The following is a 22,605-nucleotide window of genomic DNA, read 5'->3' on the forward strand; positions in this document are numbered from 1 at the left end:
CGTCGGCGTCACCGTCAGACGCGCAAAACAAAGGGCACCCGCGGGTGCCCTTTGTCGTGGGTGACGATGACGGCCGCGCCGTTACTCGATCGGCTGAAGCTTCGCGACAGCCAGCGCCAGCCACTTCTCACCATGTCGCCCGAATTTCACGTGGGCGCGGGCTTCCGCCCCCGCGCCCTCCAGGCCGATGATCTTGCCTTCGCCGAACTTGGTGTGAAAAACGCCCTGCCCCAACTTGAAGCCCGTCTCCGACGCGCGCGAACGGTCGGCCAGCGCCTGCTCCGACTGGGTGGCCACCCATTCTTCCGGCTTCGGCGCACTCGTCTTGCCCCGCCCGAACCAATCGCGCCCCCAGGCCGGCTCGGCCTGCCCCAGCCGCGCGCCCGGCTGCGCCCGCGGTGTCAGGAACTTCAACACCGTCTCGGGGATTTCGTCGAAGAAGCGCGAGCGCACGTTGTAACGCGTCTGTCCGTGCAGCATGCGGCTTTGCGTGAACGACAGATACAGCCGTTCCTTGGCACGCGTAATGGCCACGTACATCAGGCGCCGCTCTTCTTCGAGACCGTCGAGTTCGAGCGCACTGTTCTCGTGCGGGAAGAGTCCCTCTTCGAGACCGGTGACGAACACCGCCGTAAATTCAAGCCCCTTGGCCGCGTGTACCGTCATCAATTGCACAGCGTCTTGCCCGGCCTCGGCCTGGTTGTCTCCCGCTTCGAGCGACGCGTGCGACAGGAAGCCGGCAAGCGGCGTCATCTCCACCGGCGTATCGGCGTCGACCACGCCGTCGGGCGAGGCCAGCACGTCGGGCGCGCCCGGCAGCGCAGGACGCATGGCAATCAACCGCGCCGGGGCATCGAGCCCATAACCTTCCTCGGCAACGAATGCCGTGGCCGCATGCACCAATTCCTGCAAGTTCTCGATGCGATCCTGGCCTTCCTTCTCGGTCTGATAATGCGCCATCAACCCACTGGCGTCGATGACCCGCGCCACCACCTCCGGCAGCGTGAGCCGCTCGGTATCGTGGCGCATCTGCTCCACGAGCCGCACGAATGCCGTCAGATTCGTGCCCGCCTTGCCGGTCATGTAGGGCACTGCGGCATACATCGAGCAGTTGTAGAGTCGCGCCGCGTCGGCCAGTTGCTCCAACGAACGCGCGCCAATCCCCCGCGTCGGGAAATTCACGACCCGCGCGAACGCCGTATCATCGTTCGGATTCTCGATCAGGCGTAGATACGCCAGCGCATGCTTGACTTCCTGACGCTCGAAAAAGCGCAAACCGCCATACACCCGATAGGCGATGCCCGCCCCCACGAGCGCGTGCTCCATCACCCGCGACTGGGCGTTGCTGCGATAGAGAATGGCGACGTCCTGCCGCGAGAGACCCTGCGCAACGAGTGCCTTGATCTCTTCGACGAGCCAGCTCGCTTCCTGCAGGTCGGTGGCCGCCTCATAGACACGGATCGGCTCGCCGTGCCCCGCGTCGGTGCGCAAATTCTTGCCCAGACGCCGCGCATTGTTGGAAATCAAAGCGTTGGCCGCGTCGAGGATATTGCCGTGCGAGCGGTAGTTCTGTTCCAGCTTGATCAGGTGGCGCACGCGGAATTCACGCTCGAAGTCGGCCATATTGCCGACGTTGGCGCCACGAAACGCATAAATACTCTGATCGTCGTCGCCCACGGCGAATACCGCGGCGTTCGATCCCGCGAGCATCTTGAGCCACGCGTACTGGAGCTTGTTCGTATCCTGGAACTCGTCGACCAGAACGTGCCGGAAGCGCGACTGGTAGTGCACGCGCAACGGCTCGTTGTGCTTGAGCAGCTCGTAACAGCGCAGCAGCAGTTCGGCGAAATCGACCACGCCTTCGCGCTGGCACTGCGCCTGATAGGCGGCGTAAAGCTCGACGAACTTCTGGTTGAAGGCGTCGTTGGCCTCGACCTCGTGCGGGCGCAGGCCCTGTTCCTTGGCGTTGTTGATGAAATACTGCAGGTTTTTCGGCGGATACTTCTCGTCGTCGACATTCGAACCCTTCAGCAGACGCTTGATCGCGGAGAGCTGGTCGGCCTGGTCGAGGATCTGGAAGCTCTGCGGCAGCCCGGCGTCGCGAAAATGCGCGCGCAGCATACGGTTGCACAACCCATGGAAGGTGCCGATCCACATGGCGCGCGTGCTGATCGGCAGCATCGCGCCCAGACGGGCCTGCATTTCCTTGGCCGCCTTGTTGGTGAAGGTGACGGCCAGAATCCCGGCCGGCCCCACGTGCCCGTGCTGGATCAGCCAGGCAATACGCGTGGTCAGCACGCGCGTCTTGCCGGAACCCGCGCCCGCCAGAATAAGGGCCGGCTCGTCCGGAAGGGTTACGGCGGCCAGTTGTTCGGGGTTCAGATTGGCGAGCAGATCGGGCATGTCGGGAAGGAAATTCGAGTGAAGCTCGATTATAAATCCTGCTGCGACGCGGAAATGCCACCGAATCTTTTATAATTCAGGGTTTCACGCATTACACGGTCCATTCAATCCATGAGCGACAGCGACAATACGCTTGCCAAGAGCTTCGAGCCGCAGGACGTCGAAGCCCACTGGGGCCCCGAATGGGAGCGCCGCGGCTATGCCCGGCCGACTTTCGACGACGCCCGCGAAGATTTCAGCATCCAGTTGCCGCCGCCGAACGTGACCGGCACGCTGCACATGGGTCACGCGTTCAACCAGACGATCATGGATGGCCTCACCCGCTATCACCGCATGAAAGGCGCCAACACCCTCTGGGTACCGGGCACCGACCACGCGGGCATCGCCACGCAGATCGTCGTCGAGCGCCAGCTCGATGCCCAGAAAGTCTCGCGCCATGACCTCGGCCGCGAGAAATTCGTCGAGCGCGTCTGGGAATGGAAGGAAGAATCGGGCAGCACGATCACGCGTCAGGTGCGCCGCCTGGGCGCATCGATCGACTGGAGCCGTGAATACTTCACGATGGACGAGAAGATGTCGCGCGCCGTGCGCGACGTGTTCGTTACGCTCCACGAGCAAGGATTGATCTATCGCGGCAAACGTCTCGTGAACTGGGAATCGACCCTGCTCACGGCCGTGTCCGACCTGGAAGTGGTGAGCGAGGAAGAAGACGGCTCGCTGTGGCACATCCGATACCCGCTCGCCGACGGCTCGGGCTCGCTCACGGTGGCGACCACGCGTCCGGAAACGATGCTCGGCGACACCGCACTGATGGTCCATCCGGAAGACGAGCGCTACAAGCACCTGATCGGCAAGACGGCCAGGCTGCCGCTGTGCGATCGTGAAATCCCGATCATTGCCGACGATTACGTCGATCTCGAATTCGGCACGGGCGTGGTGAAAGTCACGCCGGCACACGACTTCAACGACTACGCTGTCGGTCAGCGCCACAACCTGCCGCAGATCAACATTCTCACGCTCGACGCGAAGATCAACGACAACGCCCCGGAGAAGTACCGCGGGCTCGATCGTTTCGACGCGCGCAAGCAGATCGTGGCCGATCTCGACGCCCTCGGCCTGCTCGAATCGGTCAAGCCGCACAAGCTGATGGTGCCCCGCAGCGATCGCACCGGCACGATCATCGAGCCGATGCTCACCGACCAGTGGTTCGTGGCGATGAGCAAACCGGCCCCCGAAGGCACGTTCCATCCGGGCAAGTCGATCACCGAAACCGCGCTCGACGTCGTGCGCAGCGGCGAGATCAAGTTCGTCCCGGAGAACTGGACGACCACATACAACCAGTGGCTCGAGAACATTCAGGACTGGTGTATCTCGCGTCAACTTTGGTGGGGCCACCAGATTCCGGCCTGGTATGACGACGCCGGCAACGTGTACGTCGCCCGCACGGAAGCAGAAGCGGCCGAAAAGGCCCGCGCGGCGGGCTACACCGGCGCGCTCAAGCGCGACGAAGACGTGCTCGACACGTGGTTCTCGTCGGCGCTCGTGCCATTCTCGTCGCTCGGCTGGCCGCAAGAAACACCCGAACTCAAGCATTTCCTGCCGTCGTCGGTACTCGTGACCGGTTTCGACATCATCTTCTTCTGGGTGGCGCGCATGGTCATGATGACCACGCACTTCACCGGCAAGGTACCGTTCAAGACGGTCTACGTGCACGGTCTGGTGCGCGACGCCGAAGGTCAGAAGATGTCCAAGTCGAAGGGCAACACGCTCGATCCGATCGACATCGTCGACGGCGTGTCGCTCGACGCCCTGCTCGCCAAGCGCACGACGGGTCTCATGAACCCGAAGCAGGCAGCGAGCATCGAGAAGAAGACGCGCAAGGAGTTCCCGGACGGCATCGCGCCGTTCGGCACCGACGCGCTTCGCTTCACGTTCGCCTCGATGGCCACGCTTGGCCGGAACATCAACTTCGATCTGGCGCGCTGCGAAGGCTATCGCAACTTCTGCAACAAGCTGTGGAACGCCACGCGCTTCGTGCTGATGAACTGCGAAGGTCACGACTGCGGTCTTGCGCCGTGCGTAGGCGATTGCGGCCCGGACGGCCAGCTCGACTTCTCGCGCGCCGACCGCTGGATCGTGTCGTTGCTGCAACGCGTGGAAGCCGATGTCGCGAAGGGCTTCGCCGACTACCGCTTCGACAACATCGCCAGCGCGATCTACAAGTTCGTCTGGGACGAGTACTGCGACTGGTACGTTGAACTGGCCAAGTGGCAAATTCAGAACGGCACCCCGGCACAACAACGCGCCACGCGTCGCACCTTGCTGCGCGTGCTCGAAACGGTGCTGCGTCTGGCGCATCCGATCATTCCGTTCATCACCGAAGCGTTGTGGCAGAAGGTGGCACCGCTGGCGGGCCGCTATCCGGCGGACAAGGCAGCAGGCGAAGCCAGTCTCATGGTGCAGCCGTATCCGGTGGCCGACGCGAGCAAGATCGACGAAGGCGATGAAGCCTGGATGCAGCAGTTGAAGACCGCCGTCGACGCCTGCCGCAACCTGCGCGGCGAAATGAACCTCTCGCCCGCGCAACGCGTGCCGCTGCTGGTCGCGGGCGATGTGGACTTCCTGACGTCGATTGCGCCGTATCTGCAAACGCTCGCCAAGCTCTCTGAAGTGCAAGTGCTGGCAGACGAAGCAACGCTCGACGCGCAAGCGGCCGGTGCGCCGCTTGCTGTCGTGGGTGCGAACAAACTGGCGCTGAAGGTGGAAGTCGACGTCGCCGCGGAGCGCGAGCGACTCGGCAAGGAAGTGAAGCGCCTCGAAGGCGAGATCGCCAAATGCCGCGGCAAGCTTTCCAACGAGAGCTTCGTGGCACGTGCGCCCGCCAATGTGGTGGAACTCGAGAAGCAACGATTGGTCGACTTTGAAGCGGTTCTCGGTAAATTGCAGGCCCAGCTCGCTCGCCTGCCCGCCTGAGACGTGCTCATATCACCAGGGAGATACCAATGAAAACCGTTGTGACCAAAGCCGTGTTCCCCGTTGCGGGCCTCGGCACCCGATTCCTCCCGGCCACCAAGGCAAGCCCGAAGGAAATGCTGCCCGTCGTGGACAAGCCGCTGATTCAATACGCGGTGGAAGAAGCGGCGGCCGCCGGTATTACGGAGATGATCTTCGTGACGGGCCGCAACAAACGCGCGATCGAAGACCACTTCGACACGGCCTTCGAACTCGAAGCGGAACTCGAGGCCAAGAACAAGCAGGCGCTGCTCGACGTGGTGCATTCGATCAAGCCGCCGCATATCGATTGCTTCTACGTGCGCCAGCCCAAGGCGTTGGGCCTGGGTCACGCCGTGCTGTGCGCCGAGAAGCTCGTGGGCGATGAGCCGTTCGCCGTCATCCTCGCCGACGACTTGCTCGACGGCGAGCCGCCGGTGCTCAAGCAGATGGTCGACCTGTACAACCACTATCACAACTCGATCATCGGCGTGGAAGAGATCCCCATCGAGCAAAGCCGCTCGTACGGGATCGTCGCGGGCAACGAGTGGGGCGAGAAGGATATCGTCAAGCTCACGAATATCGTCGAAAAGCCGGCGCCGGAAGATGCCCCGTCGAATCTGGGCGTGGTCGGCCGTTATGTGCTGCGCCCGCGCATTTTCGATTGCATCCGCGAAATCGATCCGGGCTCTGGCGGCGAGATTCAGTTGACCGACGCCATCCAGAAGCTGATGCAGGATGAAGTCGTGCTGGCGTATCGCTACCAGGGCAAGCGCTTCGATTGCGGCAGCAAGCTCGGCTACTTGAAAGCCACCGTGGAGTTCGCGCTGCGCCATCCGGAACTCAAGGATGCCTTCCGCGAATACCTGCGCGAGACGCAACTCGATCTGGCATAAGCGCCAGGCCTTGTGTCAAAGAAAAAGCCGACGGCAGTTGTCCGTCGGCTTTTTTGTGCCCGCTGTGCCGCCCATCACGCTGCGGCGGTCGGGTTCGGCGAGATGCCGCCACGCGATCAGCGGCGGCGCATCAGGAAGTGAAACGTCTTGCCCTCTTCGCGCGATTCGATGAGTTCGTTGCCGGTTTGTTTGGCAAACGCGCTGAAGTCGCGCGCCGAGCCCGGATCGGTGGCAATGATGTGCAACACTTCGCCGCTCTGCATGTCGGCGAGCGCTTTCTTGGCGCGCAGGATCGGCAGCGGGCAGTTCAGTCCGCTTGCGTCGACTTCTTTCTGAAATTCCATGCTCATGTTCCTGATGTCCCTTGGATCCGACTCGTTCTGATCGTGTACCGGGGGTTGGCCCGCAAGCTGCGATTCTACCGCAGTCCTCGCGCCCGCTTGTCAGCCGGCAATGGATAGCCGGGCCGATTCGACGTACTCGACCGGCAGATTGCGCCGCCGCAGCCACTCGGCCACCGCGTGCCCGGTGCCGGCGCGCCACGGACGCACCCGCTCAGGCTCGACAAGCCGGAACTCGGCGAGTTCGTCCGACAGACGAATGTCGCCATCGCAGACCGCGTGATACGCGATGATCAGCTCGTTCTTGCGCATGAATTCGTAGACGCCGAGCAGCGAAATCGCGCCAGCATCCAGATTGGTCTCTTCCTTGATCTCGCGCCGGATGCCGTCTTCAGGCGTTTCGTCGCGCTCGAGAAAGCCCGTGATGAGCGCAAACATGCCCTCGGTCCAGGTGGCATTGCGCGCCAGCAGGATCTGGCCGCGGTACTCCACGAGTCCGGCCACGACCGGCAGCGGATTGTCCCAGTGGACGAAACCGCAAGCCGCGTCGGGACAGGCGCGGCGAATGCGCCCGGCGACCGCGCGCGAGTCGAGCGGCGAGGCACAGCGGGGACAGAAAATGAGTTCGTTCATGATCGTTGTTTGGCGAATTCGAATATCTTAAATGAACTCATGACGCGCTGCACATTCGGTAGATTCCGAGACACCTGTGGAAAATGGCGAGGGGGTGCGGGGCGTATAATCATCGTTTATCTTCCCATTCTCACCCGCGCCACGTGTCAGACGTCCCTCCCCATACTGCCGCAACGCCGGCTTCACCGCCCCCGTCACCATCGTCGTCTGCGCCCGCATCGCTTTCCGCGCGCCTGGCCAAACGAGGCATCCATCGCTCTCGTCGCCTCTGGCACAACTACGGCGTCTTCTGGCTGGGTGCGGTGCTCGTTGGTCTGGTCTCGGTGGTGTACTCCAAGCTGATCGACTTCGGTTTCGAGCTGTTTCAGCGCATGCTGTCGTATGGCATCTGGATGCCGCTGATCGTGACGCCGCTGGGCGCCGCGCTGGCCATCTGGCTGACGCAGAAGTTCTTCCGCGGCTCGGAGGGAAGTGGGATTCCGCAAGTCATCGCAACGCTCCAGGAGCCGCGGCTGTCGTCGTCGCTGTTGTCGATGCGCATCATGATCGGCAAGATCGCGATTTCGTTTCTCGGCATTCTTTGCGGCTTCACCATCGGTCGCGAGGGGCCGACGGTGCAGATCGGTGCGTCGCTCATGTATGCGATGCGGCGTGGGTATCGGCGAAGCAGCGTGCACATCGAGCGTCAATTAACGCTGGCCGGCGCCGCCGCCGGTCTCGCGGCGGCCTTCAACACCCCGCTCGCGGGGGTCGTGTTCGCGATCGAGGAACTGAGCCGTAGCTTCGTGGCACGCAGCAGTGGCACGCTCATCACGGCCATCATCTTTTCCGGCGTCGTGGCACTCGGTCTACAGGGCAACTACCTGTACTTCGGACAGATCAAGGCGATCAGCGACTTTCACTGGACGCTGATCCCGGTACTTGTTGCCGCCAGTCTGCTGAGCGGCGTGGCCGGTGGACTGTTCGGCTGGCTGATGCTCAACGTGCCACGCTGGTTGCCCGGGCCGCTGGTCGGCATGCGCCGTGCGCATCCGGTGCGATTCGCGTTCCTGTGTGGCCTGGCGATCGCGTTGATCGGACTCGCCTCGGGGGGCACAACCTTCGGCAGCGGCTACGCTGAGGCGCGCGGCCTGCTGGAGTCGCATGTCGCACTCTCGCCGCTTTACGCGCTGCTCAAGTTTGCAGCGTTGTGCGTGTCCTATATGTCAGGAATCCCTGGCGGCATTTTCGCGCCGTCGCTCGCCATTGGGGCCGGGCTGGGCAACGTGATGGCCCATCTCACATCGGTGGTACCGCTCCCGGCCATTGCCGCGTTGTGTATGGTCGGGTATCTGGCGGCGGTCACGCAATCACCGATCACGTCGTTCGTGATTGTCATGGAGATGATCGACGGCCACCAGATGGTGATCCCGCTCATGGCCGTGGCCCTGCTCTCGACCCAGGTGTCGAAAACGATCGCGCCGTCGTTCTATCACGCGCTGGCGCATCGTTTTCTCACCCCCACGGCGCCCACACCGCGACAAGCATAAATCGCGCGACGGACTGCCGTGCCGGGATCGATGACGTGTGCGTCACCGGTTCGCGCACAGCGCCCGAATATCCGCCGCCAGACGCTCGACCGTCTCCGGCCGGGTGTCCCACGCGCACATCAAGCGGCAACCGCCCGCGCCGATGAACGTGTAGAAGCGCCAGCCCTTGGCGCGGAGCGCCTCGATCACATGCAGCGGCAGTTCCGCGAATACGGCATTGGCTTGCGTCTCGAACATGATCGACACACCCGGCACGTCGCGAATGCGCTGCGCGAGCAACTGCGCCATCGCATTCGCGTGACGCGCGTTGCGCAGCCAGGTGTCGTTCTCCAGCATGCCAAGCCAGGGCGCGGAAATGAACCGCATCTTCGAGGCCAATTGCCCGGCCTGTTTTACCCGATACGCGAAGTCTTCCGACAGCGAGCGATTGAAGAACACCACTGCCTCGCCGACCGGCAGCCCGTTCTTCGTACCGCCGAAGCAAAGCACGTCCACGCCGGCCCGCCACGTCACGTCGCCCGGATGACAGCCCAGCGTCGCGACCGCATTGGCAAAGCGCGCGCCATCCATATGCACGCGCAAGTTGCGCCGTTTGGCCAACGCCGAGATCGCCTTGACCTCGTCGACCGAGTAGACCGTGCCGACCTCCGTGGCCTGCGTCAGCGTGACGACCTTGGGCTTCGGGAAGTGAATATCGGAGCGTCGATTGATGACGGACTCGATGGCGTCCGGGGTGAGCTTGCCGTTGTTCTCGCGACCGCGGGCGGTAAGCAGCTTCGCGCCATTGGAGAAAAATTCGGGACCGCCGCACTCGTCGGTCTCGACGTGGGCCAGTTCGTGGCAGATCACGGAGTGATACGACTGCGACAACGAGGCCAGCGCCAGTGAATTTGCCGCCGTGCCGTTGAAGACGAAGAAGACGTCGCAATCCGTATCGAACAGATTGCGAATACCGTCGCAGACACGCTGCGTCCAGGTATCGTCGCCATAAGCGACTTCGTGGCCGCTGGCATTGGCCTCAATCAGATAATGCAACGCCTCGGGACAAATCCCGGCGTAGTTGTCGGAGGCAAAATGTTGTGGCGTTTGGGCCGCCCCACCATCGGCGGCCGTCAGGGACGGAGCGTTCGTGAGGGCGGAGGCGAGAATGTTCGATGCAGACGGGACTTGCGACATGACAACCTCATCAATGCGGCAGGGATCCTGCGAGCCCCCTGCCTTCGACCTACCGGTGGCGCCCCTGCGGGAGACCACCGGCACCTTCAGACTGACTCGGGACGCGGATCCGACCACAGCGCGCCGGCGGTGGCCCAGTTCTCGGGCTTGACGTCAGTAATGATGATGTCGACAGACTCCGGCGTGCAACCGATCGTCGCGACGGCCGCTTCCGTGACCGCTTTGACGAATGCGCGCTTTTGCTCGATCGAGCGCCCCTCGAACATCTCGACGTGAAACGTTGGCATTGCAGTCTCTCTCCTTGTGTCGTTATCAAGATCGGCAGCGCCGCCCATGCTCGCATTCAAAGCTCGCGGGCTTGCCGTGCGTTCCCGATGTTGCGCCCGGGCGGCGTTCAATCGCGAAACGAGGCGTCTATTCTATCCAGTTTGCGCAGCAGCGCAGGCCACTCGAGCACGCCTTCGATGGCGCCCCCATCTTCGAGCTGAAGCGCGGTCTTGTCCTGCACGGCCGGACTCGGCAGATGGGGCGCCGTACCGCCCGCCAGCGCCTGCAACTGGATCTCGCACGCCTTGATGAGCGTTGCCATCAGCACGAAGGCCTCGGCCACCGAGCGTCCCGTCGTAAGCGTGCCGTGATTGCGCAACAGCATGGCCGAATGCGCGCCGAGCGACGCCACGAGCCGCTCGCCCTCGGACGGCGAAAACGCCAGCCCCTCGTAATCGTGATATCCGATACGCTCGTGAAAACGCAGCGCGTGCTGCGAGATCGGCAGCAGACCTTGCGGCTGGATCGACACCGCGATACCTGCCGTGTTGTGCAAATGCATGACGCATACGGCGTCCGGACGTGCCGCGTGCACCGCGCCATGCAGCGCAAACCCGGTCACGTTCACCGGATGTTCGCTCTCGCCCACGATCTCGCCGGTCATCGTAATCTTCACCAGGTTCGACGCTGTCACCTCATCGAACGTCAGACCGAATGGATTGATGAGGAAGTGCCCCGGCTCTCCCGGCACCATCGCCGAGATATGGGTGTAGATGAGATCGTCCCAGCCATACAGCGCAACGAGCCGGTAACACGCTGCAAGGTCGACACGCATCTGGCGCTCGGCGTCGCTGATGGCGGTGGCGGCTTTTCTGCCCGCCTGCAGGGTAAAAGACATAGCAAGTTCCAAGGGGATGAGAGTGTCGCCGCGGCGCCTTGGCGCCCGGGCGCATCAAGGTGCGCGCTCGAGCGAGCGTCGCCAGTCCCATACGAAGCCGATCGCCCCGAACACCAGCGCGCCACTCGCACATAGCAGTGCTGCCGTGAAGTTACCGGTCGCCGCGACCAGAGGCGCCGCGACCAGCGGTCCAACGATCTGCCCGATCCCGTAGGATGCCGTCACCAGGCCGATCAGACCATTGGCATTGTCCCCACGCAGGCGTCGGCACTCGCGCACCGCGTACACGGTAATCGCCGTGAACGGCAGTCCGACCAGCACGCTACCCACCGCGAACCCCACGACGTTCGGCAGCACGATGCCGATGCCAACGCCCACCCCTTGCGTGACATAGCATGCCGCGAGCAGTAGACGATTGTCCCAGGCCTGTGGCGCCCGTGCACCGATGATCGCACCGGGCATCACCATGAGGCCGAGCAACGGAAAGAAGAGATCCGGCCACGGAGAGCCAGGCAGCGCCTGCCGCGCAATCACCGGAAGGAAGGTGGCGGTGATGATGTAGCCGAAGCCGGCAAATCCGTAGAGCACAGTGACGGGAATCACCGTCTCGCCGCTGCCATGATTGACGGCATGCGCCGCGGTTTGCGCCTGTGCGGCGTGCGTAGCGTGCCCGGGGTTTGCCGCGCCAGCTGCCGTCGCGGGTGCGGGGCCATCCGGCTCGAAGGTGCGCCAGATCAACGCGAGCAGCGCCAGCGCCAGCCCCCCGCACAGCAGCCAACCCCCGCGCGCAGGCCACGCGAGCGAGCTGTTCAGGCTCGCGAGCAGCCCCGTCACCACGATGCCGGCGCCGGGGCCCGCGAAAATCACGCCCCCCAGACTCGGCATGTGTAGCTCACCGAGCTTTCGGAAGGCCCAGCCGGCCGAAAACACCATCGCCCAGGCACTCATGATCCCCGCCAGCGTACGCACGACGGCCCACACGGCGAACGAATCGAGCAGGCCCATGGCGAGCGTCAGCACGACCGTGAGCGCCAGTGCGAAACGCACGATGCGCGTCGGGGTGAAGCGCAGCCACATACACGACAGCGCGCCGACGAAGTAGCCCGCATAGTTGAGCGACGCGAGCCAACTGCCGTGTTGAATGTCGGTGAGGTGCTCATGCAGCATCAGCGGCAGCATCGGCGTGAACGCGAAGCGGCCAATCCCCATGGCAATGGCGAGCGCGAGCATGCAAGACAGCGCAATGCGCCACGCCGCGCGCTCAGGGGACGGCTGGCGCGACGAGATGGCGCGGTCGGATTCGGTGAAAGTGGCGGGCATAACGGTAGCGGGGGAAAATCGCGCGACGACACGCGAGGTCTGCCGAATACTTTACATGCAAACCATCAGGACAAGCGGGGGTTCCCCTGTGGCATCAGGGGCAATGCGCGGCATTTTCCGTGCGCGTCCGCCTGAATCCTTTCGCTTGCGAAACACTGACCTCTCCCGCTTACAGATCCTTTCGAATACCGAAACTGTACTGCTGGGGCATCAGGCCACATGATAAAAAAACCCCAAGGGTCGGATCGCGATCCAACGCTTGGGGTTCTGTGCAACTTGCGTGCGGCAAGCGGCAAGCGCGATCCCGACGCGCTACCGGGGCTGGCAGGTCCCACAGCGAGCCGCGACGGACACCGCCGCGCTCGCCTCACCGTTACAGCTTGCCAGCCACCCAGCCCTGCACACCGGCGAGCGCCTGCGACAACTGCGACGGATCGGTACCACCGGCCTGCGCCATGTCGGGACGACCACCGCCCTTGCCGCCGACCTGTTGCGCGACGAAGTTGACCAGCTCACCCGCCTTGACCTTGCTGGTGGCGTCGGCCGTCACGCCGGCGATCAGGCTGACCTTGCCGCCCTCGACCGCCGCGAGCACGATTGCCGCGCTGCCCAGCTTGTCCTTGAGCTTGTCCATCGTCTCGCGCAGCGACTTGACGTCGGCGCCTTCGAGTTGCGCGGCCAGCACCTTCAGACCGCTCACATCGACGGCCTTCTCGAGCAATTCGTCGCCCTGGCTCGACGCCAGCTTAGACTTGAGTGCCGCCAGTTCCTTTTCCAGCGACTTGACCTGTTCCTGCACCTGCGCGATGCGTGGCGTCAGTTCGGCCGGCTGGGTCTTGAGCGCCGCAGCCGCTTCGTTGACCTGATCGTCGAGCTTCTGCACGAAACGCACCGAGTTGTCGCCGGTGATCGCTTCCACGCGGCGAATACCGGCGGCGACGCCCCCTTCCATCACGATCTTGAACAGGCCGATGTCGCCCGTGCGCGCCACGTGCGTACCGCCGCACAGTTCGCGCGACGTGCCGATATCGAGCACCCGCACTTCGTCGCCGTACTTCTCACCGAACAGAGCCATCGCGCCGCCCTTCACCGCGTCGTCAAACGACATCACGGCGGCCTGCGTCGGAGCATTGGCCAGCACTTCGGCGTTGACGATGTCCTCCACACGACGGATGTCGTCGGCCGTCATCGCGGCATTGTGGGCAAAGTCGAAACGGGTCTTGTCGGCGTCGACGAGCGAGCCCTTCTGTTGCACGTGGCCGCCCAGCACTTCGCGCAGCGCCTTGTGCATCAGGTGCGTTGCGGAGTGGTTGCGAACGGTGCGTGCGCGACGCACGGCATCGACCTGCGCCGTGACCGCCGCGCCCACGGTCAATTCACCCGATTCCAGCTTGCCGTAGTGACCGAAGACGTCAGCCTGAATCTTCTGCGTGTCCGACACACCGAAGCGGGCGCTGCCCGCCGTAATCAGCCCTTGATCGCCCACCTGGCCGCCCGACTCTGCGTAGAAAGGCGTGGTATCGAGCACTACGATGCCCTGCTGCCCGGCGGCGAGCTTGTTCACACTCGTGCCGTCGACGTAGAGCGCGGTCACCTTCGCGCCGTCGAGCGCGAGCTTGTCGTAGCCCTGGAAGCGCGTCTTGTCGCCGTTGTATTCGAGGGCCGTCGCCATCTTGAACTTGCCGGCGGCACGCGCCTGTTCGCGTTGACGCGCCATGGCGGCGTCGAAGCTCGCTTCGTCCACGGTGATGCTGCGCTCGCGGCAGACGTCCGCCGTCAGGTCGAGCGGGAAGCCGTACGTATCGTGCAGTTTGAAGGCGAGTTCGCCGTCGAGCGTAGTCACGCCGCGCTTGGCCAGATCGGCCAGGGCGCCGTCGAGAATCTCCATGCCGTTCTCGATGGTCTCGCCAAAGCGTTCCTCTTCCTGCTTGAGCACGTCGGTCACGCGCTGCTGCGCCTGCGCCAGTTCCGGATAGGCCGCGCCCATCTCGGCGACCAGGTCGGGCACGAGCTTGTAGAAAAACGGCGTCTTGCAGCCGAGCTTGTAACCGTGGCGGATCGCACGGCGGATGATTCGGCGCAGCACATAGCCGCGGCCTTCATTGCCCGGAATCACGCCGTCGACGATCAGGAACGAGCACGCGCGGATGTGATCGGCGATCACCTTGAGCGAGTTCGCGGCGAGATCGGTCACGCCGGTCTCACGGCCGGCCGCCTTGATCAGGTGCTGGAACAGGTCGATCTCGTAGTTGCTGTGTACGTGTTGCAGCACGGCCGCGATACGCTCCAGCCCCATACCGGTATCCACGCACGGCTTGGGCAGCGGCGTCATGTTGCCCTGCTCGTCGCGGTTGAACTGCATGAACACGAGGTTCCAGACTTCGATATAGCGGTCGCCGTCTTCTTCCGGCGATCCGGGCGGGCCGCCCCACACGTCTGCGCCGTGGTCGAAGAAAATTTCCGAGCACGGGCCGCACGGACCGGTGTCGGCCATCTGCCAGAAGTTGTCCGACGCGTAACGCGCGCCCTTGTTGTCGCCGATGCGGATGATGCGCTCGGTCGGCACGCCGACTTCCTTTGCCCAGATGTCGTAGGCTTCGTCGTCTTCCTGGTATACGGTCACCCACAGCTTGTCCTTGGGCAGTTTGTAGACGTCCGTCAGCAGTTCCCAAGCGTATTGAATGGCTTCGCGCTTGAAGTAATCGCCGAACGAGAAGTTGCCCAGCATTTCGAAGAACGTGTGATGGCGGGCCGTGTAGCCGACGTTTTCGAGGTCGTTGTGCTTGCCGCCCGCGCGCACGCTGCGCTGGGCCGTGGTCGCGCGCTTGTAGGGGCGCGTTTCGAGACCGAGGAAGACGTCCTTGAACTGCACCATGCCGGAGTTCGTGAACAGCAGCGTGGGGTCGTTGGACGGCACGAGGCTCGACGAGCGCACGATGGTGTGCCCCTTCGACTCGAAGAAGGTGAGGAATTTTTCCCGAATGTCTGCGACTTTCATAGCGTGCGAAGGAGCGTGGGGACCGGGCCAGTCAAGCTGGGCGGGGTATTTTGCAAACTTTTGATTATACGGGAAATCAGTCCCCCCACAGCGCCCAGCCAACAACCGCACTGCGAAACGGCGCTGGTCAGTTGCGCATTGCACACCGTAGACTTCAACGCGCTAGTTCCGCAATGCAAAACAATGTTCCGATCACAACGTCGGGACAGCAATCAGACGATGAAATCGAGGAGAGAGCGGACGATGGGTGCGCTGAGTCATATCCGGGTGTTGGACCTTTCGCGCGTGTTGGCCGGCCCATGGGCCACACAGAATCTGGCCGATCTGGGCGCGGACGTGATCAAGGTCGAGCGCCCCGGTGTCGGGGACGACACTCGCCGATGGGGGCCGCCTTATCAGCGTGACGCCGACGGACGCGAGACGGGCGAAGCCGCCTACTACCTCGCCGCAAACCGCAACAAGCGCTCGCTCACGTTGGATATCGCCTCTGGCGAAGGGCAGGCGATCGTCAAGGCATTGGCGGCGCAGAGCGACGTGATCGTCGAGAACTATAAAGTTGGTCAGTTGGCGAAATACGGGCTGGATTACGCGTCGTTGCGCGCCATCAAGCCCGATCTCGTCTATTGCTCGGTGACAGGCTTCGGCCAAGATGGCCCCTACGCGTCGCGCGCGGGCTACGACTTCATCGTGCAGGGGATCGGGGGCTTCATGAGCATTACGGGCGAGCGTGACGGCCTGCCGGGCGGCGGCCCACAGAAGGCGGGCGTCGCGATTGCCGATCTGATGACCGGGATGTACGCGACCATCGCCATCATGGCAGCGCTCACGCATCGTGACCGCACGGGAGTCGGTCAACACATCGACATGGCGCTGCTCGACACGCAGGTGGCGATGCTGGCGAACATGAACACGAATTATCTCGCAAGCGGCGAGGCACCGGTTCGCTGGGGCAATGCGCATCCGAACATCGTGCCGTACCAGACATTCCAGACGGCGGACGACGGCTGGATCATCGTGGCGGTGGGCAACGACGGCCAGTTCCGCAAGTTCGTGGAGGCTGGCGGCGAAGCGGCACTGGCGGACGACGCACGTTTTGCGACGAATCCATCGCGCGTGCGGCAACGGGAAGTGCTCGTGCCGATGCTCGCCGACATGGTGCGCAAGTTCGGGAAGGATGTCTGGATCGACAAGCTGGAAGCGGCGGGCGTGCCATGCGGGCCGATCAACACGTTGCCGGAGGTGTTCGCGAATCCGCAGGTGAAGGCGCGCGGCATGGAAGTGGCGTTGCCGCATCCGTCTGGGGGTGTCGCCCGGGTGGTCGCGAGTCCCATGAAGATGAGCGAGACGCCGCCGATCGCGCGCACCGCGCCGCCCACGTTGGGGCAGCACAGCGACGACATCCTGCGTGAACGCCTCGGCTTCGACGACGCCAGGATCGAGCAGCTGCGCGCCGAGGGTGTGGTTTGACACGGCCACGCCCGCATACACAACCGACGTGTTCGGCGACGCGTCAGCGGCATGAGCCAGATCGCGATCGCTGCTTTGACGGTGTCGCGCAAGGTCTTTTTGTTATACTCTTGCGCTCGCGAGACTGAAGGATGCCTGCGTCAAACCGTCATCGCGCCCTCCCTGTAGTTCAATGGATAGAACGAGTGCCTCCTAAGCGCTAGATACAGGTTCGATTCCTGTCGGGGGGACCAGCCGGACAAGGGTTTCGGCGCTCGCCGTGACACGTTTGTGTCAAATCTGCGGGCCTTCATCGCCACTCATCCAAACAGCCCCGCGGGTTCGGCGTGCCGGTCCCAACTGTAGATGATCACCTCAGTACGATCGACCGGCTTGTCTGCGCCGACCGTGTACTTGATCTCGCAGGTATCAATCTCGAATCCATCGAACACCCGCCGCACGTCCGCGTGGTCGTTCAAACTCACGATCGCTCTGCCCTTGATGCTACGTAAGAGCGCCGCCATGCGCTCGTACTCTGCGAGCGGAAATTCAACGCCGTATCCCTCGGTTTGCCAATACGGCGGATCGAGGTAGAAGAAGGTCTGCTCGCGATCGTACTTTTCGATGCATGCGTGCCAGTCCAGGTTCTCGATATATGCACTCGAGAGGCGCAGATGCGCGGCTGACAAGTTCTCCTCAAGCCGAAGCAAGTTGAGTCCAGGCGGTGTCGTCGCGGCCGTTCCGAACGTCTGCCCTTGCACCTTCCCGCCGAAACAATTCTGCTGAAGATAGTAGAAGCGCGCGGCGCGCTGGATGTCCGTCAGCACACGCGGCGGCGTGTCTTGCAACCACTTGAATACCTCGCGACTCGAAAGCGCCCACTTGAACTGGCGCACGAACTCCTCGAGGTGGTTCTGCACCACGCGATAGAGATTCACCAGCTCGCCGTTGATGTCGTTGATGACTTCGACTTGAGCGGGGTGCCGCATGAAATAGAGGGCCGCGCCGCCGGCGAACACTTCGACGTAGGTCTTGTGGGGCGGGAACCGGGGAATGAGATCATCAGCCAGACGGCGCTTACCGCCAATCCACGGGATGATAGGTTTGGTCATGGTGTGAGCGAGAAGTCCTATCAGACAGATTCGCCGGGACCAGCGAATTTCACTCAAAATTATACTGTGTTTTTATACAGTAATTCATGCTAGTTTACGTCCCTCATCCGCGCGAGAGGGAGGCCACCATGCGAGACCCACACGTCACCCGATTCATCGTCGTCCCGTTCCGCAAAGGGAAAGGCGACGAGCTGCTTCCCGTTGAAGTGCGGCCGGCCAGCACCAGCGTCGGCGCCGTGCGTGTCGCGCACTCGATGCGCGAGCGGCACGCCGGCGTCGCAGCCTACGAGGTTCTGCTCGACCCCGAGACTGGTGCCATGGAATCGCCGAAGGTCCTGTTCGAGCACGGGCGAATCACAGTACTCGACGAGTACGCGGCGGCGTAGCTGCGGGGTGTGCTATGCCGTTGAATCCCCGCCCGTCAGACCTGACCATCGATCAGTTGCGCAGCCTGTGGCTGACGAACAAGGATCCGAACGTGCGCCGAGCGATCGAGGAAGTGGCGTTTCGTCGGCTCGATGCCCAGCGAAAGGAAAGGGTGCTCGGGGAAATCGAAAAACTCTACGCGATCATCCACCAGGAGTGGAAGGATGCAGGCCTCGGTACACTGATCGCGCTCGAGTGCCTTCGGGCCATTCTCTCCGACCAGAGGCAGCGCCGGGGAGAGCCTCACGGAATACCCGGTGCGCCGCCCCGATAGAAGCGCTGGATACCGCGCCCATCGGTGTTAATGTATGGTGTGGTGGCAGTGCGCAGCGTGCAGACCGACACCCAGCATGAAACCAAGAGCCGCCGGAAGGCGGCATTATCATATGCACTACAAAGCCCCCTCCGCATCCGACTTCCAATCGCTTAAGAACGAACTCGACAAAACCGGCGAGCAAATCGCCGAACTGTTTGGGATTGCTGGCGGTCAGCAATGGCGCAAGTACACCGGTGAGCGGAGTCTCGCGAGATGAGCCCTCAGATGATCTTTTTCGGTGCCGCGCGCTTGGTGCTTGTGCGAGAAGAGTTGGATTGCGTTCTTGCTCGAATGCGTGAGATCGGGGCTGAGATCGAGCTAGATCAACACCATTAAAAAAGATCATTTTAATTATCATTTTTTATTGAATGATAATTCATGAGAGCATTTCTCGTATATGATCTCTACCCGCTCCGAGCGGTAGCAATCAAATGCCCCCTGCGAGGGATATTCGCTACAGCAAATCAGCCAGTCACAAGAAATGTGAAGGTCATGTCGGACGTCAGCCATTCGCCTTGGGTGCGTCCACAACGTATCCCGCACCCAGCACGAGATCCTCCCAGCGAGGATGTCCCCCTTCCAAGATGATCTTTCGGATTGCCTTGGCACAAAACGCTAGTCCATCCTTCAAGACATCTTCTACGTTGCCTTCCTTAGACGAAAACTTGCCATTATGGGCAGCCTTGGATCGAAGGCTATAGAGAACTTTCAGTTTCTCGTTCAGTTCCTTTCGGTGAGCGACGTCAGAACCGAGCAACCAAGCACCGTTGAGTCGAAACTGCAGGGTCAGTTGGTCTTTTACGTTCCCTGGAAGAAGCAAGGATTCCAATGCGATGCCAAGATCGAGGGCCCGGTCGACAGCGGTTTGATGTCTTACAGCTTCATTCAGTCGATGTAATGGCACGTCCAGGCGACGTCTCACACTCTCGTTCAGTTCAAAATACGCGCGAATTATTGGTACAAGATCACGGATTTCGCCACCTCCGACGGAAACGTGAGATTGAACACGGGTCTCTTCGCTGGTCATCGACCAGCTATATCCAGAGTGCCCCTTCAAAAGTTCGCCGTCCCTCAGCTCAAAAAATGCCCGGAACACATGCGGAGAACTAGGCCCGATCAATGCGAGAAGCCTTGCCACCTGATGTAAAGTCTGTGCCCCTTCGCGTATTGGACGGAACTCGCCGGGTTGCAGAGGGGCAATATATTTCGGATGCAAATTAATGTTGCGATATAGGACCGCACCGGCCGGCAGCGCACCCAAAGAATTGAAGTCAGGAAAATGCATTTTGAGCGTCGTTCTGGCTTCCTGAGATAGGAACCAACGTACCGTGCTGGATGGCACATCGTCAATGGGCGCCAAGAAAACTCCATCCATCAGTTCTACTTTCTCAGTGACCTTAACCCCGCTCAACATGACGATCTCGACACTCGGCAAGTAGTCGGATCGAAAAAAATCTTCAAAGGCCTGAGCAGCTGACTCCGTTCCTTGCTCGAGAGAGCGTTGTATCAACGCGTTAGCAAGCGCAAATGGTTGAAGCGTGGACGCTCCCATGCCGCTATTCAGCAGTTTCCCCTCAAACTCTCGACACTCCGGGAGACGTTCAACATATTCGCAGAATTGCTGCGGCACATAGACAGCTCTCCCACCCGCAGGAGTGTCATGGGCGGGAAGCTCAAGGAACCGCGCGCCGGATTCAATCGCCAGATCAAGCGCGGTTCGCATACTCAACTTCTCAGTCATACTGACGCTCCGTCCTTCAAAACAATTGTTGGATCACAACTATCATTATCCCATCGTGCCTGCCCCTATGAACGTGATCTCGGCTCAAGATGTCAATTCTCTCGCGCACTTTTCTGCGAATGCGTAGACGCTTCATCGCCGTCAATGGCACGACTGGCAAGTCGCGGTGTAGGCCTGAGACGCCGGCCGCTTAGACAATTTTGCCAACGTCAACCCCAATGTGATGCACCTCCGAGCCGCACGCCCCAGTACATCAGCCACCGGCGCCACGCGGGCACACACGTCACCGCTGACGCTTCACGCAGCACTTTGTCGGCTAGCGCCCGCGGCACCGGCTGAGTCGTGTAAAGCCAGTCATGCACGACGGCCGCCTCGTTCGACGTCCCTCCTGTCAGCCAATACACGACCGGCAGCCTGGGCACCGACGCCAGGTCGGTGATGAATCCGCGCGGCACGATGAAAACTTCGTCGGCAACGTCGGATTGATACACGAGCGCCGCGGCGAGCCGCCACCGGCCATCATCGCAACCGGTGGCGTTCTCGATGACCAGACGCGTGAGGAACCGGCTCATTTCGCGGTCGGCTCCGACGCGCCCGTCGGGATGTCCGCAGGCCAGGCCGCGATCGCCGCGGTCAACAGAATCTGCGCGGACGTCACGCCCAGCACGATGCGGTCCTGATCCTGCGCGGACAGCGGCGACGCCTTCGCCACAGTGATGATCGCGGGAAGGCCCGCGCTCGCGAGCGTCTGAAGGTTGACGGCGTCGACAGTCGAGCCCGACGCACACACCGCATTCACGACCGGCTGCGCGTTGGAAAGCGCGTGAAGCGCCGTGTCGCTCATGCCGTTGACCTGCTGCAGCGATGCGAGCGCCACTTCGACAGGCGGGCACACGCGGGCGGCGACCTGCGCCGGCGTCGGTACCGTCTGGCCGGTCGTGGAACAGGCCGCGAGGACGAACGAAAGCATGGCCGCGCACGCGGCCAGAATGGCAAAACGCTTCATGGTGATTTCCTTACGGGGTGGTGAGCTTGACGGCGGCAGCCGCCGCGCTGGTGACTGCGGCCGAGATGCTGGAAGCGATGCCGCCGCCGGCGATGATCGGCGCGCTGGCGGAAACGCCCGTCTCGCCGAAGTCGAGGCTGAAGCCGTCGGGGGTGTTGCTGACGCGCACGGTGACGGTGCCGACGTCCTTGCTGCTCGAGACGGACGCCTCGCAGCAGATCAGCCGGCCGGTCGAGTCATAGAACGGCCGCACCTCATACCGAGCAGTGCCGGCACAGGCCGCCAGCGCCAGGCCAGCCGCACACGCGAGCGCGGCGCGGATCATTGCGGGGCAACTGCGGCCGCGCCCGCGAAACGCTTGTTCAGCGCATTGATCGCAAGGTGAGCGCTGGCGGCCAGCGCACCCGTGACCAGGGCCGACACGCTGTCGGGCACCGGGGCATGGAAGATCGCGGCCAGGGCCCAGCTCACGGCCGGCTCAAGGGTTGCAGCGCTGATGGTGATGCCGCCGGTAACTACGCTCGAAGTCTGGTTCATTTCGTCGTGTCCTTCTCGTGGTGGTGAATGATCTCGGTCGGCGTGAAGCGGTAGCCCTCGATCGCATACTTCTGCGCGACCCAAAGCGGGAACGGCATCGCGTGGATGCCCTCGTCCTTGCCGATGTGGTGGTCCCGGCACAGCAATAAGCCGTTGACGGTCATGTCATCGATGAACAGGTACGGATCAGCCGGCACCAGGTAGGTGACGTCGGGGTGAAGTGGCGTCTCGCCTGCGACAGTCATTTGCTGCGCGCCCTTGAGGAAACCATCCCAGTCGAATGCCTGGGCACGTGCACCCCATACACCGGCGCGGCAGTCTTCCGCAAAGCGCGACCAGTCGATCAGATTGGCGGTGCTGCGCTCGATCGGGCTGTGGTGCGCCTCGAGCGGATGCCCTGTGTCGTGATCGGTTCCGCCGCAGACGAAGCACCTGCCAGCCTCGCGCTCGATCAGCGCCTTGCGCGTGCGGGTGAATAACGCGGTGGTCGTGCGCGGAACGTGGCCAGGCAGCAGCACGTCGACGCTCAGGGTTTCTTTCTCTTCGTGGGTCTGGGTTACGTCGGACAT

General features: G+C 62.5%; 22 protein-coding genes and 1 tRNA gene. 8 read left to right on the plus strand and 15 right to left on the minus strand.

Annotated features, from left to right (window positions below; all coding sequences use genetic code 11):
* Positions 1 to 81: 81 nt before the first annotated feature.
* Complete coding sequence (locus tag BGP02_RS04900) at positions 82 to 2,403, minus strand: UvrD-helicase domain-containing protein (protein ID WP_286798032.1); 2,322 nt, start codon at positions 2,401 to 2,403, stop codon at positions 82 to 84.
* A gap of 111 nt (positions 2,404 to 2,514) precedes the next feature.
* On the opposite strand from BGP02_RS04900, the gene BGP02_RS04905 reads away from it, so the two are divergent.
* Both BGP02_RS04905 and galU read left to right on the plus strand, forming a co-directional pair.
* Positions 2,515 to 5,376 (plus strand): valine--tRNA ligase, encoded by a 2,862-nt coding sequence (locus tag BGP02_RS04905; RefSeq protein ID WP_261938306.1) that lies wholly within the window; start codon positions 2,515 to 2,517, stop codon positions 5,374 to 5,376.
* Positions 5,377 to 5,405: 29 nt separating this feature from the next.
* Positions 5,406 to 6,290, plus strand: a complete 885-nt coding sequence (gene galU / locus BGP02_RS04910; protein WP_017231875.1) for a UTP--glucose-1-phosphate uridylyltransferase GalU — start codon at positions 5,406 to 5,408, stop codon at positions 6,288 to 6,290.
* A gap of 116 nt (positions 6,291 to 6,406) precedes the next feature.
* Here the strand turns inward: galU and BGP02_RS04915 are convergent, their stop codons facing one another.
* Positions 6,407 to 6,634 (minus strand): sulfurtransferase TusA family protein, encoded by a 228-nt coding sequence (locus BGP02_RS04915; protein ID WP_017231876.1) that lies wholly within the window; start codon positions 6,632 to 6,634, stop codon positions 6,407 to 6,409.
* A gap of 99 nt (positions 6,635 to 6,733) precedes the next feature.
* A complete protein-coding gene (locus BGP02_RS04920) occupies positions 6,734 to 7,264 on the minus strand; it encodes an NUDIX domain-containing protein (protein ID WP_017231877.1) in 531 nt (176 codons plus the stop codon).
* Positions 7,265 to 7,566: 302 nt separating this feature from the next.
* Here BGP02_RS04920 and BGP02_RS04925 point away from each other — a divergent pair, with 302 nt between their 5' ends.
* Complete coding sequence (locus tag BGP02_RS04925; RefSeq protein ID WP_502688464.1) at positions 7,567 to 8,793, plus strand: chloride channel protein; 1,227 nt, start codon at positions 7,567 to 7,569, stop codon at positions 8,791 to 8,793.
* Positions 8,794 to 8,835: 42 nt separating this feature from the next.
* Here BGP02_RS04925 and BGP02_RS04930 read toward each other — a convergent pair whose 3' ends face one another.
* From BGP02_RS04930 to alaS, 5 genes are all read right to left on the minus strand, one after another.
* On the minus strand, positions 8,836 to 9,969 hold the full coding sequence (locus BGP02_RS04930; protein ID WP_017231879.1) for a threonine aldolase family protein: 1,134 nt from the start codon (positions 9,967 to 9,969) through the stop codon (positions 8,836 to 8,838).
* Between the two features lie 86 nt (positions 9,970 to 10,055).
* A complete protein-coding gene (locus tag BGP02_RS04935; RefSeq protein WP_017231880.1) occupies positions 10,056 to 10,256 on the minus strand; it encodes a 4-oxalocrotonate tautomerase in 201 nt (66 codons plus the stop codon).
* A 107-nt stretch (positions 10,257 to 10,363) separates the two neighbouring features.
* Entirely contained in the window at positions 10,364 to 11,134 is a 771-nt protein-coding gene (locus BGP02_RS04940) for a class II aldolase/adducin family protein (RefSeq protein WP_017231881.1), read from the minus strand.
* 54 nt (positions 11,135 to 11,188) lie between these two features.
* Positions 11,189 to 12,454, minus strand: coding sequence for a YbfB/YjiJ family MFS transporter (locus BGP02_RS04945; protein WP_261938304.1), 1,266 nt, complete (start codon positions 12,452 to 12,454; stop codon positions 11,189 to 11,191).
* A gap of 373 nt (positions 12,455 to 12,827) precedes the next feature.
* Positions 12,828 to 15,452 (minus strand): alanine--tRNA ligase, encoded by a 2,625-nt coding sequence (gene alaS, locus BGP02_RS04950; protein ID WP_017231883.1) that lies wholly within the window; start codon positions 15,450 to 15,452, stop codon positions 12,828 to 12,830.
* 243 nt (positions 15,453 to 15,695) lie between these two features.
* Between alaS and BGP02_RS04955 the strand changes: the two genes are divergently transcribed.
* Together BGP02_RS04955 and BGP02_RS04960 are read left to right on the plus strand one after the other, a co-directional pair.
* Positions 15,696 to 16,919, plus strand: a complete 1,224-nt coding sequence (locus tag BGP02_RS04955) for a CaiB/BaiF CoA transferase family protein (protein ID WP_017231884.1) — start codon at positions 15,696 to 15,698, stop codon at positions 16,917 to 16,919.
* A 158-nt stretch (positions 16,920 to 17,077) separates the two neighbouring features.
* A tRNA-Arg gene (locus BGP02_RS04960) sits at positions 17,078 to 17,152 on the plus strand.
* Positions 17,153 to 17,218: 66 nt separating this feature from the next.
* Here BGP02_RS04960 and BGP02_RS04965 read toward each other — a convergent pair.
* Positions 17,219 to 18,010: a DNA adenine methylase gene (locus BGP02_RS04965; protein WP_286798036.1), complete on the minus strand. Its 792-nt coding sequence runs from the start codon at positions 18,008 to 18,010 to the stop codon at positions 17,219 to 17,221.
* Positions 18,011 to 18,138: 128 nt separating this feature from the next.
* Between BGP02_RS04965 and BGP02_RS04970 the strand changes: the two genes are divergently transcribed.
* The 3 genes from BGP02_RS04970 to BGP02_RS22320 all read left to right on the plus strand — a co-directional run bounded on the left by BGP02_RS04970 (position 18,139) and on the right by BGP02_RS22320 (position 18,969).
* The gene (locus tag BGP02_RS04970) at positions 18,139 to 18,396 is read left to right on the plus strand and encodes a hypothetical protein (protein ID WP_286798037.1); all 258 of its coding nucleotides are present in this window, start codon (positions 18,139 to 18,141) and stop codon (positions 18,394 to 18,396) included.
* Positions 18,397 to 18,410: 14 nt separating this feature from the next.
* Positions 18,411 to 18,710: a hypothetical protein gene (locus tag BGP02_RS04975; protein WP_286798038.1), complete on the plus strand. Its 300-nt coding sequence runs from the start codon at positions 18,411 to 18,413 to the stop codon at positions 18,708 to 18,710.
* Positions 18,711 to 18,786: 76 nt separating this feature from the next.
* Positions 18,787 to 18,969 (plus strand): hypothetical protein, encoded by a 183-nt coding sequence (locus BGP02_RS22320; protein ID WP_353744091.1) that lies wholly within the window; start codon positions 18,787 to 18,789, stop codon positions 18,967 to 18,969.
* 285 nt (positions 18,970 to 19,254) lie between these two features.
* On the opposite strand, the gene BGP02_RS04985 is transcribed toward BGP02_RS22320, so the two are convergent.
* From BGP02_RS04985 to BGP02_RS05010, 6 genes are all read right to left on the minus strand, one after another.
* Positions 19,255 to 20,493 (minus strand): HEPN domain-containing protein, encoded by a 1,239-nt coding sequence (locus BGP02_RS04985; RefSeq protein WP_286798039.1) that lies wholly within the window; start codon positions 20,491 to 20,493, stop codon positions 19,255 to 19,257.
* Between the two features lie 209 nt (positions 20,494 to 20,702).
* Positions 20,703 to 21,065: a DUF1353 domain-containing protein gene (locus BGP02_RS04990; RefSeq protein ID WP_286798040.1), complete on the minus strand. Its 363-nt coding sequence runs from the start codon at positions 21,063 to 21,065 to the stop codon at positions 20,703 to 20,705.
* Positions 21,062 to 21,499 carry a hypothetical protein gene (locus BGP02_RS04995; protein WP_286798041.1) on the minus strand — a complete coding sequence of 146 codons (438 nt, stop codon included), beginning with the start codon at positions 21,497 to 21,499 and terminating at the stop codon, positions 21,062 to 21,064. Before BGP02_RS04995 ends, BGP02_RS04990 begins: the two co-directional genes overlap by 4 nt.
* A 10-nt stretch (positions 21,500 to 21,509) precedes the next feature.
* A complete protein-coding gene (locus BGP02_RS05000; RefSeq protein ID WP_286798042.1) occupies positions 21,510 to 21,824 on the minus strand; it encodes a hypothetical protein in 315 nt (104 codons plus the stop codon).
* Positions 21,821 to 22,036 carry a hypothetical protein gene (locus BGP02_RS05005; protein ID WP_286798043.1) on the minus strand — a complete coding sequence of 72 codons (216 nt, stop codon included), beginning with the start codon at positions 22,034 to 22,036 and terminating at the stop codon, positions 21,821 to 21,823. The genes BGP02_RS05000 and BGP02_RS05005 overlap by 4 nt, the downstream gene beginning before the upstream one ends.
* The gene (locus BGP02_RS05010; RefSeq protein ID WP_286798044.1) at positions 22,033 to 22,605 is read right to left on the minus strand and encodes a hypothetical protein; all 573 of its coding nucleotides are present in this window, start codon (positions 22,603 to 22,605) and stop codon (positions 22,033 to 22,035) included. The genes BGP02_RS05005 and BGP02_RS05010 overlap by 4 nt, the downstream gene beginning before the upstream one ends.

This window comes from Pandoraea sp. 64-18, from assembly GCF_001899225.1.
Classification (GTDB): Bacteria; Pseudomonadota; Gammaproteobacteria; order Burkholderiales; family Burkholderiaceae; genus Pandoraea; species Pandoraea cepalis.